This window comes from Marinibacterium sp. SX1 (assembly GCF_050389775.1).
GTDB lineage: Bacteria > Pseudomonadota > Alphaproteobacteria > Rhodobacterales > Rhodobacteraceae > Marinibacterium.
This window is the reverse complement of sequence record NZ_CP177153.1, coordinates 13,991-31,564: the sequence shown is the minus strand read 5'-3', so window position 1 is coordinate 31,564 and position 17,574 is coordinate 13,991. Positions and strand designations below refer to the sequence as shown.

Sequence of the window (17,574 nt, the reverse complement as noted above, 5' to 3'; positions counted from 1 at the left end):
TCTGGCCTTAAAGCTGGAAGAGGTCGGTCGCGGCGGGGGCAAGGAAGGGGCTGTCGGCGAAGCGGCGCGAATAGAGCGCCCGGTTCAGCCACATCACCGTGCGCAGCATCGGCGGCTTGGGCTTGCCCACGCCTTCCATGTGGATCCAGCGCGACCGGTCCAGCCGCACCGGCCGGCCGGCCTCCAGCATCTTGAGGCAGAAATCGGCGTCCTCGTAATAGGCGATGATGTAATCGGTGGGCAGGCCGCCGATCTCGTCGAAGACCGCCTTGCGGATGCGCCAGAGCGCGGCGGTGACCAGCAGCCCCTCGGCCGGCACCTCGGCCAGGGTCGCGGCCAGGTCGTCCTCGCTGTCGTCGACATGGGCGGTCAGGCCCTTGCCGTAATGCTCGACCCGCAGCACCGGCCCGGCAAAGGCCTGGCGCGGATCGACCGCCCGGTCGGCGGTGGTGTACATGCCCGAATGCATCAGCGAGCCGTCGCCGTAATAGAGCAGCGCCCCGTCCAGCCCCTCGCCCGGGTCGCCGTGGAAGAAGGCAAAGGCCTGGTCCTCCTGGCCCTCGGGCGGAAAGATGTCGGGGTTCATGAAGATCAGCGTCTCGCCCCGGGCGATCTGCGCGCCGTAATTGTTGCCCGCCGAAAAGCCCGAGTTGCCCGAACACAGATGCACCGACAGGATCACGTCGTGCAGCTGCGAAAAGGCCGCCATCTGCTCGGACAGCAGGGCCGTCTCGCCGGCATAATCATTGGCCACGACGATCACCTCGATCGGCTGGCCGTCCAGGCCCGGGGCCAGGGTTTCCAGCTGCGAGATCAGCATGTCGCTCTCGCGGTAGAGCGTGATGATGATCGACCGCTCGACCGGCCGGTCGGTGCCGGTCTCGTAGAGGCAGGAAAAGCTCTGGCGGGCGAGGTAGGATTGCCAGACCTGGGAAAAGCCCGGTTCCAGCCGTTCGGTCAGCGGCAGGGTGGCCCCGACCGGCCGGTCGGCCAGAACGGCGCAGGTCGACAGCGCATCGACCATGAAGCTCTGCACCGACATCCAGCGCATGGTCTCGCTTTCATAGTATTTCTTGCCGTTGACCAGGACCATGACCTCGGAATGCATCCGGAACTCGGGGATCTGGGCCAGGAACAGGAAACCCGAGGGCCGTTCGTGATCGCCGATCACGTCGGCCACGTCCTGGCGGTGGTACCAGCAGAACCGGTCGCGCAGCTCGCCGAACTCGTACATCTGGTAGCCCACGACCAGGGTGACGGCGATGCTGTCGGCCATGCGCCGGTCGGCCCAGCCCGCGATGCAGACATGGCCCTCCTCGGACAGCAGCACCTTTTCGACGCGCAGGTAATCCTCGAGATCGACCCCCCGGCGTTCGGCGGCGCCGTATTTCTCGTAATGTTCGCGCAGGGCGACCTCGTCCTCGTTGCCGTAAAGCTCGGCCAGGTCGGGGTTGGCTTCCGCGTAATTCCTGAAAAGAAACGTCGTCTTCATCAATTCCTCACCGTCTCGGGTGTCGTTGCCGGTCTATGGCTCTGTCGCTTCCGGGGATGCAAGCGTGAATGCACGACCCTCGCCAAAGCCCACCTGCACAAAATGGTCCAGTGCACTGCGAAAGGCACCTTCGCGGATCGACGCCAGGACATCGGGATGGCTGTCGAGATACTCGGCATTGTCCAGCGCCACCCGGTAGGGCATGCGGCCCTCGTAGATCCCGGCCTGGACGTAATGTTCGGCGCCCGATCCCAGCACCCCGCGCGCCACCGCATCGGCCACGTCGGGATAGCGCTCCAGGTACCAGTCCTCGTCGACCGCCTGGCCGAAGACGGTCATGAAGAGGTCGCCGAGCAGGTCGCGGGGCAGCTGGACCTGGGCGCCCTCGATGCGGCCTTCCATGCGGATCCGGCGCAGCCGCTCGAGCAGCCGGGTCTCGTCCTCAAGGTTCTGGTCCATGGTGCCCCCCGGGTGCCTGTCTCGTGGTTCATACCAAGGATGCCCCCTGAGACAAACCGTGCAAGGCGGGAAAGCGCCCGGGCCGGGCCGGGGCGCCGCAAACCCGCCGATTGCGGCAGGATTGCCGCAGGCGTTGACCGCCAGGCGCCCCGGATCGCCTCCTGATTGCGCAACCCCGACGCTGACGGCAGGATCGGCCGGATCGCGCCACGGGCCCCGCCGCCCGGCCCCGACGGGCGCGGGGCCGGGCAGATGACCGGCATGCGGGCGGGCCATGCGGGTAGCCGAATGGTCGGGCAAGAGGTCGGGCAAATGGTTGGCGGATGATGTCCCGATGGCGTGACAAAAGGTGGCCCCGATGGCCGGATGACTAGCGGGACGACTGGCGGGATGACTGGCGGGGCCCAGGGCACACCGCCCGGCATGGCCCGGCGCGCATCACCGGGGCCCCGGCACCGACCAGGCACCGACCGGGCACCACCCGTCCCCCGATCAGCCCCCCACCATGCCCCGACCGGACCCTGCCAACCGCCACGGGTTGTTGCCCAAATCCCGCCCGCAGGCTATGGCTGATCCGCCCGGCCCTGCCGGGCTTGCGGGGGAACAACCGGGTCGGACCATTATGAAATTCATCCATCTCCACATTCCGAAGACGGCCGGCACCTCGCTGCGCGAGAGCCTCGTCTCGGCGCATCCCGAGCTGCAGGTCAAGGGGATCGTCGACCCCGTGCCGCAAAGTGTCGGGCCGGAGGTCGATGTCGTTTCGGGGCATTTCTCGCACGAGGATGCCATGCGCTTCGGCGACCAGGTCGTCACCGTGCTGCGCCATCCCGTCGACCGGTTCGTGTCGATCTACTACTTCTGGCGCGAGCTGTGGGAAAAGGACATCGAGCGCACGCGCAAGACCACCGTGGCCCAGCAGCTGTCGCTGCTGGAATTCGCCCAGGCCATGGACGAGCCGGAACTGTGTTCGGAGCTCTACAACCGGATGACCTGGCAGCTGCATTCCAGCTACCGGCTGATGCGCCGCTTCGAGATCCGCCGCGACCGGGCGCTGACCCGCGAGATGCTCTTCGACGAGACCATGGCCAACCTGCGCCGCTTTGCGGTGGTCGGCTTCCAGGACCGCTACGGCGATTTCGTCTCGGCCCTGAACGACCGGTTCTCGCTGGATATCGAGAACCGCAAGATCAACGTCACCCAGCGGCGCAGCTCGGTCGAGGACCTGTCCCATGCCGAGCTGTCGGCGATCCTGCCCTGGGTCGAGATCGACATGCAGGTCTATTCCACCGCCCTGCGCGAATTCGGCTGACGCGCCGCGCCGGGGTCATCCTCCGTACGCGGGGCGAACCGGTTGCGGATGTCCAGGTCCGACAGGGCCTGCTGCCAATGCGGGGTGGAGCCGGGATAGGGAAGATACGGCACCGTCCTGTAGGAGACCCGCGCGCTGTCGGCCGGCCTGGGCGTCGGGCTGCCACCGGGATGGATGGCTTCCACCTGCCTGAGATGGAAGTTCGTGGTCTTGCGGGCCAGAACCCGGACCAGCTTGTCGACATGCTCCCCCGGCTGCGAGCCGTGCAGCACAAAGAGCTTGGGGGCGTCCGATGACAGGGCCCGGCGGGTCTTTGCGATCAGGTAGTCGATCTTCGCCTTGTAGGCCGCGAACTGCTCGGAGATATCCTCGGTAGACAGGTGATCCTTGCCCCGTTTTCCGAATGCGTGCGGATGCTGGGTGCGATAGTTCTTTTCCAGCACCATCTGCCCCGAGGGCCGGTTTTTCAGAACGATGTTCTCCTGCCGGCAAAACCCGTCGAAATCGGACCTGAGCAAGCGCAGAAGTGCCTGTTCAGGGGTGATCAGCCAATCGAACAGAAAGCTCTCGCTCTGCGTGGCCCTGACCATCTCTTCGGGGGCATCCGGCGGCAGGGTCGCCGCCAGCTTGTAATCCAGTTGCCGCCGCGCAGCACAATTCTTGCCAAAGGACATGGCGAAGTCGAACGTCATCATGGGCCGCATAATTGGCTGGCAGGGCCGGATGCCGTCAAGCCCGCGCGAAACGTTTCGCGCGCGAAACATGCGCGGGACGGGGAGCATGCCCCCCTCCTGCCTAGCGCCGTTCCAGCCAGTCCTTCAGATCGGCCAGCAGCCGGTCGTCGACCTGGTCGCCCGACAGCTCGATCCGCCCGCCCCCGGCCCCCGGCCAATGGCGCAGCACCAGCCCGCCGGTGATGTCGTACCGGGTCATCTCTCCGACCCGCCCCGCCGCGGCCGGCTTTGCCGGTCCGGCGCCTGCTTCGGGCGCCGGCGCCGCGGGCTTCGGCTCCAACAGCCCCTGCAGCACGGCCAGCTCGGCCCCGGCATCACCCGCCCCGGCCTCGCGCAGCGCCCGGCGCAGCGCCTCGCCGCCATCGGCCTCGACCAGCCGGACCAGCGCCAGGCCCAGCTTCTCGGAAATCGCCCAGGGAAAGCGCAGGTCGTCGTCCAGCGCCTCGACCAGGGCCATGAAGGACCCGATCTTGGACCGCTTCGACCGGCTGACCGATCCGTAAAGCCCCTGCAGCGCCGCCCGCGGGCTGTCGAACACCCCCTCGGCCACCGCCCTGTGGGCAATGCGCGCACGCTCGTAATGGCTGAGATTGGCCCGGATCTCGTTTTCCTCGACCATCGCCACATAGGCCGCCTCGGCGCTGTCCGGCGCGGTGACCAGCGCCTTGACCGTCGCGAACCGCGCCTCGCCCGTCTCCTCGCGCAACCGCCCCAGCGCGGTCAGCCGCCGCCAGCCCGAGATCAGCCCGTAACGCCCGTCGGCCAGCCGCACGACCTCGATCGGGGTCTGCTGGCCGCGCGCCTTCAGCGAGGCCATGAGCGCGGCCATCTCCTCGTCGTCGAACCGGATCCGGTCGCGCACCAGGTGGCCCGAGGCGATGCTGTCGAGCGGCAGCGCCTCGATCAGCCGACCCTCGTCGCGGGCCGCCTGCATCGCGCCCGACAGCTCGGCCAGCGCCGCGGCCGACGCCGCCTCGCCGGCAACCGCGGCAATCGGCGCGGGGCCCAGACCGGCCGCCAGGGCCGGGGCAGGGGAGGCGGCGAGGTAATCGCCCTGGGCGGGGGTCAGTCTTTTGCGTTTGGCCATGACGGGCCTCCTCTCCGGTCCCGGTTGAGATTCCCTGAAGACAGCGGCCGCGCCCCTGCCGGCCGGCCCGCCCGGGGGCGCGGTTGCACCGGGATATTTGGAAAGAGAAAGAAGCAGCAGCACGCACCCGGGTCAGCGTCCCGTCCCCTGTCTTCTTCTTGGCAGAAATACCTCACACCGTCCCCTCCGCCAGGTCCCTCCGCCAGGTCCCGATGAGCAGCCGCTTGAAGGCCGCGTAGGTCGCGTCGAAGGTCTCGCGCCCGCGGGCATAGGTCTCGCGGTTGAAATCGCGGTAATCGGCCTCGTAGATCCCCGAGACCTGTTCGCCGGCCTGGCCGATCAGGGCGGTGAAATCCTGGCGGTGGGGCGACAGCGTGCGGCCGAGATAGGCCTGGATCAGCGCCGCCATCTCGCCCTGCTGGGCCCCGTCGTAGCGGGTGATCACCGCGCGCACGGCATCCCATTCGAACCGCAGCTCCTCGCGGCCCAGGGCGCGGGCGGCCATGTTCTCGCCCTCCTCGATCGACGAGAAGGTCGAATGCAGCATGTCGAAGAACCGACCCGTGGAATCGAATTCCAGGAAGGACGCCCCGAGCGGCACCAGCAGGATGTCCGCCGCCGCCAGCCCGTTGATCGTCAGGTAGCCAAGCGCCGGGGGCGTGTCGATGAAGACCACGTCGTAATCGTCCAGCACCCCGTCGGCCTCCAGCCGGTCGGTCAGCGCATCCCACAGCTTCCAGCCGCGGGCCGCCATCCGCCAGACCGGGATCTGGAACTCGGCCCAGTAGAGGTTCAGCTGGGCCCCGATCAGGTCGATGTTGGGCCAGTGGGTCGGCTGGATCAGCTCTGCCGCGCTCATGTCGATGGCCGTGTCCAGCATCTCGTCCAGCGGCTGCGGCGCCTCGCCGCGCGCCACCCGCGCCCGGTTCTCCTCGCGCAGGTGTTCGCCGTAATGGCGGGCGATCAGCGGGAAGGCCGTCTGCCATTCGTCCTCGACCTTGCCCCCGAAGATCGAGGTCATCGAGCCCTGGCTGTCGAGGTCGATCACCAGCACCCGGTAGCCATCCAGCGCCGCCGACATCGCCAGGTGCGCCGCCGTCGAGGTCTTGCCCACCCCGCCCTTGAAATTGGCCACCGCCACCAGCTTGGCCGGCAGGCCCTCGGGGCGGAAGGGTTTGTATTCCTTCGCGCGCGATCCTTCGGCCGCGAAATGGGCGCGCAGGCGCAGCACCTCGTCCAGGGTGAACCACTTGGCCCCGCCTTCGGTTTCCGACCGGCCCTGGGGCAGGTCCGGGTTGGCCTTGAGCACGCGGCGGAAATGGGCCTGGGCCACGGGGATCAGGTAGCGGGTGATCTCCCAGGTCGAGAACAGCCGCAGCGCCTTGCGCCCCTCGGCATCCATCCCGCGCGAGGCCAGGTCGGTGCGCCCGCGGGCGCAGGCCTCGGCGATGCGGGCAAAGCCCTGGGTCGTACTGGGCGCGTCGAGATCGGCCAGCGCGGCCTCGGCGTCGATGTTGAAATAGGGAGGGAGATCCTTGGCCATGTCTCGTGTTCCGCTCGATATGCGCTGTTTTCCAGATTCTACCCCAAAAGGCAGCACATGGGAAGGATCGTGGTAGGTTGAGCGGCTTTTCCCTGCAAAAATCCGGTGTTCTCCAGCCTTCGGGTGGCCCGGATCGAGGGCGGACGAAATTTTTTCGAAGTTATATTCTGGTTATATTACAGTTAAGGCATCCCGGGGTCCTGGGCAAGTTGTTGGTATGGCTGGGAAAAATCACGCCCCTGGAGGATGGGGTGATTCCGATCCCACGATAGGACGACTCTGATCCCCCGATAAGGTGACTCTGATCCCACGTTTGTGGCGCTGGACGGGCCGATGTGGATAAGTCTAGGGTGGCCGTCAATGAAACCACGAAAGCCCCGGGGCCTTGCCCGGGGGCGCAAGCCGGCCGCAGAGCGGGCAGGGGGCAGGCAGAATGAGCGGCGCTGTGACAGGCATGGCCGGACCCGGAGGGCTGATGCCCGACCGCACCCGCCAGGGCGATTTCTTCGTCTGCGACATCTTCGATGCGCTGCCCAAGGATGACCTGGCCTCGATGGAACATCCGCTGTTCTCGCTGTCGACCCGGCCCGACCGGCGCATCCTGAGCTACGAGCACAACGGGGTCGAGATCACGGTGACGCCGTCGGTCAAGGGGCTGGCCACGATCCACGACAAGGACATCCTGATCTTCTGCATCAGCCAGCTGATGGCGGCGATCAATGCCGGCCGGCGGGTCAGCCGGACGCTGCAGCTCAAGGCCCATGACCTGCTGGTGGCGACCAACCGCGAGACCAGCGGCGATGCCTACCGCCGCCTGCGCGAGGCCTTCGAGCGGCTGGCCGGCACGCGGATCACGACCAACATCGTCACCGGCGAGCGCGAGACGACCACGGGCTTCGGGCTGATCGAAAGCTGGGAGATCGAGCGGCGCACCCGGGGCGGGCGGATGGTGTCGGTGTCGGTCACGCTGTCGGACTGGCTCTACCGGGCGGTGCTGTCGAAATCGGTGCTGACGCTGAACCGCGATTACTTCCGGCTGCGCAAGCCGCTGGAGCGGCGGATCTACGAGCTGGCGCGCAAGCATTGCGGCCGGCAGGACAGCTGGCGGGTGTCGGTCGACACGCTGCTGAAGAAATCCGGCTCGGCCTCGCCCCGGCGGGTGTTCCGGGCGATGCTGCGCGAGATGATCGCCAGGGGCCACCTGCCCGATTACGAGATGACCGAAGAGCCCGGCGACCTGGTGCGCTTCTCGCTGCGCGCCGGGGTGGTCGAGCCGGTCGATCCGCCGAGCGTCGGGCCCGAGGCGCTGGAGCGCGCGCGCGACATGATGCCCGGGGCGGATGTCTATGCGCTGGAGGCCGATTGGCGGGGCTACTGGGTGTCGACCGGCCGGCCCAGGCTGCGCAGCCCCGACCGGGCCTTCCTGGGCTATGTCGCCGCCCGGGCCGCCCGCGACGGCCGGGGCTGACGTTTCGCGCGCGAAACATTCGGGCGGGGCGCGGGGGCCCCGGGGCGTATCCCGTAGGATGGGTGCGCGCACCCATCCTACCTGGCCGTGTCGTTCCCCGTGTCGTTCCTCCCTGTCGCTCCGTTTTGCCCACCGTATCGTCGTCCTGCCATCGCCGCTCGCCGCGCGGGTGACAGGGCGTTCGGGGATTGTTAAGGACACCGGATGGCGGCCCCGCCAGGGCCGGGCGGCGATTTTTTCAGAGACACCCGGATGATGCATTTCCCCGACACCCATGTTGCCCCGTTCTCGGAACTTCTTGCGGGGGGGCAGGAGGGCAGCGTTCACACCGGCGGTCCGATTTGGGCGGATTGGGACAACCAGGTCGTGGCGCGGCATTGCCGCAGGCGGATTCCGAGGGATCTGCGCCCCGCCTGGGATCCCGTGCGGGACGGAGCCCGGGCACGACAGATCCCCGAAGCCATCTGGTGTGGTCCGATCACCCGGCATTTCGGGCATATGATCGCGGATTTCGGGATGCGGATCGTGCCGTCGATCCGCTCGGACCGGCCGGGGCCCTACCTGTTCTCCGGGCTGCCCGACCTGTTCGGGGACGCGGCCACGCCGGCGGATGCCGTTCCGGGCTTCCTGTGGGCGATCCTCGATTACCTGGGCGTCGCCCGCCAGGACGTTCTGGTCGATCCCGGCCCGCTGCATGTGCGCGATCTCTTTGTCGCGCCCCAGGCCGAACAGCTGGGCGGGGTGGGCCCCGATGCGGATCATCTCGATGTCCTGGATGCCCATGCCGAGCGGATGCTGGGCCGGCTGCCGGAAACCGGCCCGGTCTTCGTGTCCCGGGCGGGGGTCGATGCCCGGTTCGCCGGCGAAGCCTATCTCGAAGAGCTGCTGGCCGCCGCCGGTGTGCGGGTCTACCGCCCCGAGACACAGTCCTTCCTGGACCAGATGCGCGTCTATGCCTCGGCTTCGCTGCTGATCTTCTCGGAAGGCTCGGCCCTGCATGCAACCCAGTACCTGGGGCGGAACCTGAACCGGGTCCTGGTGCTCAACCGTCGCGAAAAGCGCCGCCTGAACGCCCGCAGCCTGGAGCCGCGGGCCAAGTCGGTGACCTATGCCGAGGTCATGCGCGACCAGATCTTCATGTCGCGCCCCGACGGGCAGCCGATCCGGGCCAAGGGGCTGACCCTGTTTGCCCCGGGCAAGCTGATCCGGGCGCTGGAGGGGGCCGGTGTGAAGGTGGATCATCTCTTCGATAGAGCCCGGCTGCGCGAGGCCGAGATCCGCGATGCCCGGCTCTGGCTGGAGTATGCCCGGCAGACCCCGTTCTGGGACTCGCCGGTGTCGAAAGCCGGCGTGCAGGGCATGCTGCAGCAGCATTTCGGCCGCCGGTTCGAGATCGCCTGAAACCGGCCGGGCAGGGCGGCGCCGTGCGGGCCGGGATCCTGCCCGCGATCCTGCCCGTGATCTGGGCCGTGACTGCCGCGCGTTTCCTGCCGGGCGATCGGGGCAGGGCCGTGCCAAGCCGTGACAGCGTGACGGGAGATTGTTAAGGGGGACGGCAGTTCCATGGCAGAGAGGCCCCCATGCAGATCGAAGAGACCCCGCTTTCCGGCGTGCTCATCCTCACCCCGAAACGCTTTGGCGACGACCGGGGCTTCTTCTCCGAAAGCTGGAACAAGAAGCTGCTGGCCGAGCACGGCATCGACATGGATTTCGTCCAGGACAACCATTCGGTCAGTGAAACCGTGAACACCGTGCGCGGCCTGCATTTCCAGGCCCCGCCCGATGCCCAGGACAAGCTGGTGCGCTGCGGCCAGGGCGCGCTGTTCGACGTGGCCGTCGACATCCGCAAGGGCAGCCCGACCTACGGCCAGTGGTTCGGCATCGAGCTGACCGCCGAGAACGGCAAGCAGCTGCTGGTGCCCAAGGGCTTCCTGCACGGGTTCTCGACCCGCGCGCCGCATACCGAGATCATCTACAAGTGCACCGATTACTATTCGCCCACGGCCGATGGTGCGGTGCGCTTCGACGATCCCGACATCGGCATCGCCTGGGACCTGACCGGCGAGGCCGTGCTCAGCGGCAAGGATGCCGCCGCCCCGCTGCTGAAGGATTTCGACAGCCCCTTCACCTGGGAAGGCTGATCCTCGCACGTGTGCGGTGCGGATGGTCCTCGCACGCGATCCGTGCGGATGGACCTCGCACGTGGCCCGTGCGGTTGATACCCACACGCGATCGGTGCGGCTGATGCCCACAGGCGCGCCCCGCACGCGGGCCGCGCGGACGATTCCCGCCATGTGATCCGTGCGGATGGCCCCCGCGCGGGGCAGGGCACGGGATTGGGCACGGGATTGGGGCGCCCCCCCTGCCTCACAGCTCTTCGGGCTGGCCCGGCGGGTCGAGGAAATCGGCCAGGCCCTGGCCCTGGCTCAGCCGGCCCAGCCGGGCGATCAGCTCGGGCCGGCTCATCCCCGCCCATTCGGCCTTGCCCCAGCGCGGCGTGTCAAAGAGCGCCCGGCGCAGGTCCTGCGGGCCCGACAGCGGCCGGGTGATGATCTCTTCGCCCGCGACACGGCCGGTCAGGCGGGCCAGCAGGTCCGGCGGCGCGGCCAGCAGCCCGGCCTCGTAGGCCAGCGGATAGATCAGGTCGGTGGCGCGGTTGAAATTGGCCCGGCGAAAGGCCGGGAAGGCCAGGTAGACCGGCGCATAGCCCAGCCCGGCCAGGGCCTTCAGCAGCGCCAGGCTGGCCCGGTCCTCGTTGCATTCGGCCCAGATCACCGGCCGGCGCGCGGCGATATAGGCCCGGTCGCCCTGCAGCACCTCGGTTTCCAGCCCTTCGAGATCCAGCTTGAGCATGTCGTAATCGCCATGTTCGGCGCGCAGCTCGGGCAGGGTCCGGCAGGGCACGGCCCCGGCCGGGCCGGCGGGGCCGGTCACCAGGTCGTAATCCTGCGCCCCGTGGTTGGTCTCGGCATCGGGCCGGGCGCGGGGCACCAGCCAGCCGGCCCGGCCGCCGACCCCGGCATGCAGGGCCCGTGCCGGGCAGGCCAGCAGCCGGTCGAGATTGCGTGCCAGGCAGGGCAGCACCCGGGGATTGGCCTCGACGGCCAGCACCCGGGCCAGGGGGTGATGGCGGGCCAGGCCCAGGCTGAAACTGCCCAGGAAGGCGCCCAGGTCCCAGACCACCGGGGCGTCGGGCAGGACCGGGGCCAGCAATTCGGTTTCCGCCGCGCCCCATTCGCCATGCGCCTGCAGGGCCCGCACGATCAGGTCCTCGGGCCAGGGCGGCACGGCCAGCGGGCCGTAGAGGCTGGGGATCGTGTGCAGGGGGTCGGCGGTCAGGGGGTTGGCGGGCTGGGCGGGATCGGCGGGGCTGTCGGGCATGGGCGGGCAGGGTCCGGGGCGGGGGCGCATGTCAGGGATGGGCGCGTGTTGGGCGGGGGCATGTCGGGTGTTGGGCGGCCCGCGTGTCGCGTGTTGGGCGGGGCGTGTTTTGGACGGGGCGGGCGTTGGTGCCAGGTGGCGGAGTGGTCTCGGGTGGCGTGTTGCAAACGGGACGGATGATGTGGGCCGGTATCGGAGGCGCGGCGGACAGGGCAGGGGTGTCGGTATCGGGTTGGTCGCCGGGGCAGGCGGTGTCGGGGCGGTGTCGGGCGGGTCGCCTTGGCGGCGGGTGGCAGCAGGGCAGGGCATCGGGGCGGGGTGTCACGGACGGCCCCGATGCCCTGCCCCGATTTAAATCGCCCGCCCGCCGCCCGGGCAACCCCTGATGGACAACCCCCGCGCGATGCGGGCGCGGGCGATGCACGCACATCTTGCGGGCGGCCCGCCGGGCGGGGGAACATGTCGGAGGATCTCCGGCAGGGGCATCCGGGGATCACGTCGGCGGGCGGCCACGGGACGCGGGGCCGGATCGCAACCGGCATTGCCCATCGATGCCGCATTGCGGCATCGATGGGCAGAACGGCGCCGCCCGGCCGCGCTCTGGCGCGTTTACGTTTGTCCGGCGGTTCAGTATGAGAAGGCAAACGCCGTATTTTGAGGATGTCTTTCATGAAGCTATTGGTAACGGGCGGAGCCGGGTTCATCGGATCGGCCGTGGTGCGCCAGGCCATCGGCCAGGGCCACCAGGTGGTCAATGTCGACGCGCTGACCTATGCGGCCTGCCTCGACAACGTGGCCTCGGTGGCCGACAGCGACGGCTATGCCTTTGAACAGGCCGACATCTGCGACCGCGCGGCGATGGACCGGATCCTGGCCGCGCACAAGCCGGATGCCATCATGCACCTGGCCGCCGAATCCCATGTCGACCGCTCGATCGACGGGCCGGGCGATTTCATCCATACCAACGTGACCGGCACCTACACCCTGCTGGAAGCCGCGCGGAAATACTGGACGGAAATGGGCAAGCCCGAGAGCTTCCGTTTCCACCACATCTCGACCGACGAGGTCTTTGGCAGCCTGCCCAACGATCCCGAGGTCATGTTCACCGAAGACACGCCCTACGATCCGCGCTCGCCCTATTCCTCGTCCAAGGCGGCGTCGGACCACCTGGTCAGCGCCTGGTTCCATACCTATGGCCTGCCCGTGGTGATGACGAATTGCTCGAACAATTACGGGCCGTTCCACTTCCCCGAAAAGCTGATCCCGGTGATCATCCTCAAGGCCCTGGCCGGCGAGCCGCTGCCGATCTACGGCGATGGCAGCAACATCCGCGACTGGCTCTATGTCGAGGACCATGCCGATGCGCTGCTGACCGTGGTGCAGAAGGGCGAGCTGGGCCGGTCCTACAACATCGGCGGCGAGAACGAGCGCACCAATCTCGAACTGGTGCAGACGCTCTGTGCGATCCTCGACCGGCTCAAGCCCGGGGCGGCGCCCTATGCCGAGCAGATCACCTTCGTGACCGACCGGCCGGGCCATGATGCCCGTTATGCCATCGACCCGACCCGGATTCGCGCGGAACTGGGCTGGAGACCGAGCGTGACGGTTGAAGAAGGCCTGGAGAAGACCGTGAGGTGGTACCTGGACAACGAAAGCTGGTGGCGGGCCCTGCAGGACCGCGACGGCGTGGGCCAGCGGCTGGGCAAGACCGGCTGAACGGGCCCGGGGCCCCGGCAGGGGCCCGGTGAACAGGTGGACAGGCGACGGCGGGCAACCTACCTGCAGGCCAGGGATGGGCCAGGGTGGACCGGCGGCAAGGAACGGGGGCGCGGGGCTCAGGGCATGGTGACAGGGACAGCGACGGGGTCGGGCGCAGAGGGGATGGGCGCCGGACCGCAAGCCACGGCAGAGGCGGCCCCCCCGGGGCGCGCACATGATCCGGTCATTCCGGGCCCGGCCATCCCGGACCCGGTGCGGCCCGACACCGCCCCGGCCACGCCGGCCCCGGCGCCGTCGGCCCGGGCCCTGCGCTGGCTGATCTGCACCCATCACCTGCATGAGTGGGCCGGCTCCGAGGTGGTCACGATCGAGATGCTGCAGGCCCTGACCGGGCGCGGCCACGAGGTCACGCTCTATTGCCGCTTTGCCGATCCGGCCATGCTGGACGCGGCGGGCATGCCCGACCTGCCGGTGATCCGCGATCCGGCCGGGGTGAACCTGGGCGATTACGACGTGGTCTATTCGCACCACCAGGCGCCGACGGCCTTCCTGGCCCGCCAGGCCCCCGATGTGCTGCTGGGTGAAAAGCGGCCGGTCTTCGTCTACAACCACCTGTCGCCCTTCGAGCCCTTCGAATTCCCCGCGCCCTTCAGCCAGGCCGTGCTGGCCGACATCATCCTGGCCAATTCGCCGGAAACCCGGACCAAGCTGGCCGGGTTCGGACCGGAATTCGCCGAGGCGACCTTGTTTCCCAACCCCGCCCCGCGCAGCTTTGCCGCGCCCCAGCCCGAGCTTGACCCGACCTGGATGACCCGGCTGCTGTCGGTGTCCAACCACCTGCCCGACGAGCTGGCCCATGCCTTCCGCATCCTCGAGGCCCAGGGCGTGCAGGTCACCCGGATCGGCCAGGCCGGCCAGCAGCGGCGGCTGACGCCGACCGACGTGCAGACCCATGACGCCGTGGTGACCATCGGCAAGACCGTGCAATATGCCCTGCGCTCGCACCGGCCGGTGTTCTGCTACGACCATTTCGGCGGGCCCGGCTGGCTGTTGCCCGACCGGGTGCCGGCGGCGGCGGCGACCAATTTCTCGGGCCGGTGCACCCCCGGCCCGCGCCCGGCCGACGCGCTGGCCCGCGAACTGGCCCGGGGCTTTCCCGAGGCCGCCCGCCAGCTGCCCGATCCGATGCCCTACCGGCTGGAAGAGCATCTCGACCGGCTGGAAGCGCGCATCGGCAAGCTGCGCGCCGGCCGGCCGCAGCCGCGGGTCGACCGCGAGACCTTCCTGGGCCAGTGCCGCCGCGAACAGGAGCTCTACGGGCTGATCGACCGGCAATATGCCCATGCCCGCGGGCTGGACGAGAAATGCCGCATCCAGGGCCGGCGCCTGCGCGGCTACGAGGAAACCCTGGGCATCCGCCCGGCGGGCGGCAGCTGAGAAGGCCCATCCCATGCCCCTTGCCCGGATTGCCGACACGCTGGCCCGCTGCGCCCGTTGCGCCCATGCGCCGTGCTGGCCGGATGCAGCGGCCGCGCGGGCGGGCGGCGGCGGGGTGATGGCACCGGGCCGCCCGGCGCGGTATGCAGAGCATTACGAGCGGTTCGGCCAGGCGCCGGGCCGGACCACGACCGGAGAGCATTCCCCATGAACATTCTCGTCTTCGGCCACAGCGGCCAGGTGGCCACCGAACTGGCCGCCGCCGCCGACCTGGGTTTCGACCTGGTCGATGAGCTGACCTGCCTGAACCGCGACCTGGCGAACCTGGAGGACCCCGAGGCCTGTGCCCGGGCGATCCGCGACCGCCAGCCCGACGCGGTGATCAATGCCGCGGCCTATACCGCCGTCGACCGCGCCGAAGAGGACGAGGCCCGCGCGGCGGTGATCAACGGCGCGGCGCCGGGGGCCATGGCCCGGGCCTGTGCCGAGCTGGGCATTCCCTTCGTGCATATTTCCACTGATTACGTCTTTGCCGGCGATGGCACCGAGCCCTGGACGCCCGACCATCCCACCGCGCCGCTCGGCGCCTATGGCCGCACCAAGCTGGCCGGCGAAGAGGCCGTTGTCGCGGCCGGCGGGAGCCATGCCATCCTGCGGACGTCCTGGGTGTTCTCGGCCCATGGCAACAATTTCCTCAAGACCATGCTGCGGCTCGGCGAAAGCCGCGACAAGCTGACCATCGTGGCCGACCAGATCGGCGGGCCGACCCCGGCGCGCGACATCGCCCTGGCCTGCCTGGCCATGGCCACCGGCCTTGTCGGCCATCCGCAGAAATCGGGCATCTACCATTTCTCGGGCGCCCCGGATGCCAGCTGGGCCGATTTCGCCCGCGAGATCTTTGCCGTGGCCGGCATCGACTGCGCCGTCGAGGACATCCCCAGCTCGGCCTATCCGACACCCGCCGCCCGGCCGCTGAACTCGCGGATGGATTGCACCTCGCTGGAAACGGCCTTTGGCGTGACCCGCCCCGACTGGCGCGCGGCCACCGCCGGCATCGTCCGGGCGCTGAAGGGCTGAGGCCATGACCCACCCCCGCCTGCTGCGCTACGCCGGCACCAGCCGCCAGGCCCTGGCGGCCAATGCCGATCACGGCTTTGCCGCCGGCTATGCGCTGTGCCATTACGGGGCGGGGGCGGTCTACAGTTTCATTCCCAAGAACGCCTGTTCGACCCTGCGCGTCAGCCTGGCCCTGGCCAACGGGGCGATCGGCGGGCTGGAGCAATGGAGCTGGATCCACCACAACAACCCGACCTTCCGGGCCGGGCTGCGCGACCTGGCCACGGCGCGGTTCACCTTTGTCATCCTGCGCTGCCCCCATGCCCGGCTGGCCTCGGTCTTTCTCGACAAGATCGTCGGGCGGCAGCCGGAATACTGGCAGCTCAACCGGGCGACGGGCGACCGGCTGGACCCGGCGCGGTTCTGCTTCCGCGATTTCGTGGGCCTGGTCACCGGGCCGGAGCTGGCCGCCGACGGGATGGAACCGCGGGCCGGGCTGGTGCTGAACGAACATTGGCGGCCGCAGGTCGATTTCCTGGTCTATGCCGAATACGACGCCTGGTATGCCGTCGAGCGCATGGCCGCGGCCCGCACCGACCTGGCGGAGCGGATCGGGCTGGAGCTGGTCGATGCCCGGCCGCTGACCCGCCATGGCACCGACCGGTTCGAGCTGCTCGACAGCGCGCCGGGCGGGGGCAGCTTTGCCGACATGCCGCTGGCCGCCCTGGCCGAGCTGCAGGCCGGCGGCCGGGCCCCGGCCCATGCCGCCCTTTACGATGCCGCGCTGGCCGATACGGTGGCGCGCAGCTATGCCGACGACCTGGCGCTTTATGCCGGCAGGATCGGTTCCGAGACCCTGACATTTCCGAACATCAAGATTGACTCCAAGGAGATATGAACATGACCCAGCGCAAGGGCATCATCCTGGCCGGCGGCTCCGGCACGCGGCTTTACCCGATCACCGTGGGCGTGTCGAAACAGCTGCTGCCGATCTATGACAAGCCGATGATCTACTACCCGATCTCGGTGCTGATGCTGGCCGGCATCCGCGAGATCTGCATGATCACCACGCCCCAGGACCAGGACCAGTTCCAGCGCACCCTGGGCGATGGCAGCCAATGGGGCATCGAGCTGACCTATGTCGTCCAGCCTTCGCCCGACGGGCTGGCCCAGGCCTATATCCTGGCCGAGGATTTCCTCGATGGCGCGCCGTCGGCCATGGTGCTGGGCGACAACATCTTCTTCGGCCACGGCCTGCCCGAGATCATGGCCGCGGCCGATGCCAAGGAGACCGGGGGCACGGTCTTCGGCTATCACGTGGCCGACCCGGAACGTTATGGCGTGGTGGCCTTCGGCGAAGACGGCGAGGTCACCCAGATCATCGAGAAACCCGAGGTGCCGCCGTCGAACTACGCGGTGACCGGGCTCTATTTCCTCGATGGCACGGCGCCGGCGCGGGCCCGCGAGGTCAAGCCGTCGGACCGGGGCGAAGTCGAGATCACGACGCTGCTGGAAATGTACCTGGCCGATGGCACGCTGGACGTGCAGCGGATGGGCCGGGGCTATGCCTGGCTCGACACCGGCACCCATGCCTCGCTGCTGGATGCGGGCAATTTCGTGCGCACGCTGGAGACCCGCCAGGGCCTGCAGACCGGCTGCCTGGAAGAGATCGCCTTCAAGAACGGCTGGATCGATGCCGATGCCCTGCGTGTCCAGGCCGAGAAGTACCGCAAGAACCGCTACGGGGCCTACCTCTCCGGCCTGCTGGCCTGAGGCGCGCCCCTGCCGGGGACCACGGCCCGTGGCGGGGACGGATACTTGGAAAGAGAAAGAAGCAGCACGTCGGCCCCCGGCGGTGCGGGCGGGGCCTGTCACCGGCCTTCTGC

At 68.8% G+C, this 17,574-nt stretch carries 16 protein-coding genes; 10 read left to right on the top strand and 6 right to left on the bottom strand.

Translation table 11 applies throughout. The features are described from left to right. Positions 1-7: 7 nt before the first annotated feature. Together ACK3BB_RS27370 and ACK3BB_RS27365 are read right to left on the bottom strand one after the other, a co-directional pair. Positions 8-1,492, bottom strand: a complete 1,485-nt coding sequence (locus ACK3BB_RS27370; RefSeq protein ID WP_428929936.1) for a glycosyltransferase family 2 protein — start codon at positions 1,490-1,492, stop codon at positions 8-10. A 33-nt stretch (positions 1,493-1,525) separates the two neighbouring features. Next, positions 1,526-1,951: a hypothetical protein gene (locus ACK3BB_RS27365; protein ID WP_428929935.1), complete on the bottom strand. Its 426-nt coding sequence runs from the start codon at positions 1,949-1,951 to the stop codon at positions 1,526-1,528. A 622-nt stretch (positions 1,952-2,573) separates the two neighbouring features. Between ACK3BB_RS27365 and ACK3BB_RS27360 the strand changes: the two genes are divergently transcribed. Then, the gene (locus ACK3BB_RS27360; RefSeq protein WP_428929934.1) at positions 2,574-3,263 is read left to right on the top strand and encodes a sulfotransferase family 2 domain-containing protein; all 690 of its coding nucleotides are present in this window, start codon (positions 2,574-2,576) and stop codon (positions 3,261-3,263) included. Here ACK3BB_RS27360 and ACK3BB_RS27355 read toward each other — a convergent pair. The 3 genes from ACK3BB_RS27355 to ACK3BB_RS27345 form a co-directional block, all read right to left on the bottom strand. Beyond that, complete coding sequence (locus ACK3BB_RS27355; RefSeq protein WP_428929933.1) at positions 3,233-4,045, bottom strand: hypothetical protein; 813 nt, start codon at positions 4,043-4,045, stop codon at positions 3,233-3,235. The genes ACK3BB_RS27360 and ACK3BB_RS27355 overlap by 31 nt on opposite strands. A 13-nt stretch (positions 4,046-4,058) precedes the next feature. Next, complete coding sequence (locus ACK3BB_RS27350; RefSeq protein WP_428929932.1) at positions 4,059-5,084, bottom strand: ParB/RepB/Spo0J family partition protein; 1,026 nt, start codon at positions 5,082-5,084, stop codon at positions 4,059-4,061. 172 nt (positions 5,085-5,256) lie between these two features. Next, on the bottom strand, positions 5,257-6,627 hold the full coding sequence (locus tag ACK3BB_RS27345) for an AAA family ATPase (protein ID WP_428929931.1): 1,371 nt from the start codon (positions 6,625-6,627) through the stop codon (positions 5,257-5,259). Positions 6,628-7,102: 475 nt separating this feature from the next. On the opposite strand from ACK3BB_RS27345, the gene ACK3BB_RS27340 reads away from it, so the two are divergent. The 3 genes from ACK3BB_RS27340 (at position 7,103) to rfbC (ending at position 10,236) form a co-directional block, all read left to right on the top strand. Then, positions 7,103-8,095 carry a replication initiator protein A gene (locus tag ACK3BB_RS27340; protein ID WP_428929930.1) on the top strand — a complete coding sequence of 331 codons (993 nt, stop codon included), beginning with the start codon at positions 7,103-7,105 and terminating at the stop codon, positions 8,093-8,095. Positions 8,096-8,299: 204 nt separating this feature from the next. Continuing rightward, complete coding sequence (locus ACK3BB_RS27335) at positions 8,300-9,496, top strand: glycosyltransferase 61 family protein (RefSeq protein WP_428929929.1); 1,197 nt, start codon at positions 8,300-8,302, stop codon at positions 9,494-9,496. 179 nt (positions 9,497-9,675) lie between these two features. Continuing rightward, positions 9,676-10,236 carry a dTDP-4-dehydrorhamnose 3,5-epimerase gene (gene rfbC / locus ACK3BB_RS27330; RefSeq protein ID WP_428929928.1) on the top strand — a complete coding sequence of 187 codons (561 nt, stop codon included), beginning with the start codon at positions 9,676-9,678 and terminating at the stop codon, positions 10,234-10,236. Positions 10,237-10,462: 226 nt separating this feature from the next. Here the strand turns inward: rfbC and ACK3BB_RS27325 are convergent, their stop codons facing one another. Then, on the bottom strand, positions 10,463-11,476 hold the full coding sequence (locus ACK3BB_RS27325; protein ID WP_428929927.1) for an FkbM family methyltransferase: 1,014 nt from the start codon (positions 11,474-11,476) through the stop codon (positions 10,463-10,465). A gap of 669 nt (positions 11,477-12,145) precedes the next feature. On the opposite strand from ACK3BB_RS27325, the gene rfbB reads away from it, so the two are divergent. From rfbB to rfbA, 6 genes are all read left to right on the top strand, one after another. Next, positions 12,146-13,192, top strand: a complete 1,047-nt coding sequence (rfbB, locus tag ACK3BB_RS27320; protein ID WP_428929926.1) for a dTDP-glucose 4,6-dehydratase — start codon at positions 12,146-12,148, stop codon at positions 13,190-13,192. A 255-nt stretch (positions 13,193-13,447) separates the two neighbouring features. Beyond that, the gene (locus ACK3BB_RS27315) at positions 13,448-14,632 is read left to right on the top strand and encodes a glycosyltransferase (RefSeq protein WP_428929925.1); all 1,185 of its coding nucleotides are present in this window, start codon (positions 13,448-13,450) and stop codon (positions 14,630-14,632) included. Positions 14,633-14,645: 13 nt separating this feature from the next. Beyond that, positions 14,646-14,843: a hypothetical protein gene (locus ACK3BB_RS27310; protein ID WP_428929924.1), complete on the top strand. Its 198-nt coding sequence runs from the start codon at positions 14,646-14,648 to the stop codon at positions 14,841-14,843. After that, positions 14,840-15,709, top strand: a complete 870-nt coding sequence (rfbD, locus tag ACK3BB_RS27305) for a dTDP-4-dehydrorhamnose reductase (protein WP_428929923.1) — start codon at positions 14,840-14,842, stop codon at positions 15,707-15,709. Before ACK3BB_RS27310 ends, rfbD begins: the two co-directional genes overlap by 4 nt. Before the next feature lie 4 nt (positions 15,710-15,713). Next, positions 15,714-16,586: a sulfotransferase family 2 domain-containing protein gene (locus ACK3BB_RS27300; protein ID WP_428929922.1), complete on the top strand. Its 873-nt coding sequence runs from the start codon at positions 15,714-15,716 to the stop codon at positions 16,584-16,586. A 2-nt stretch (positions 16,587-16,588) separates the two neighbouring features. After that, positions 16,589-17,461: a glucose-1-phosphate thymidylyltransferase RfbA gene (rfbA, locus tag ACK3BB_RS27295; protein WP_428929921.1), complete on the top strand. Its 873-nt coding sequence runs from the start codon at positions 16,589-16,591 to the stop codon at positions 17,459-17,461. Positions 17,462-17,574: the final 113 nt, after the last annotated feature.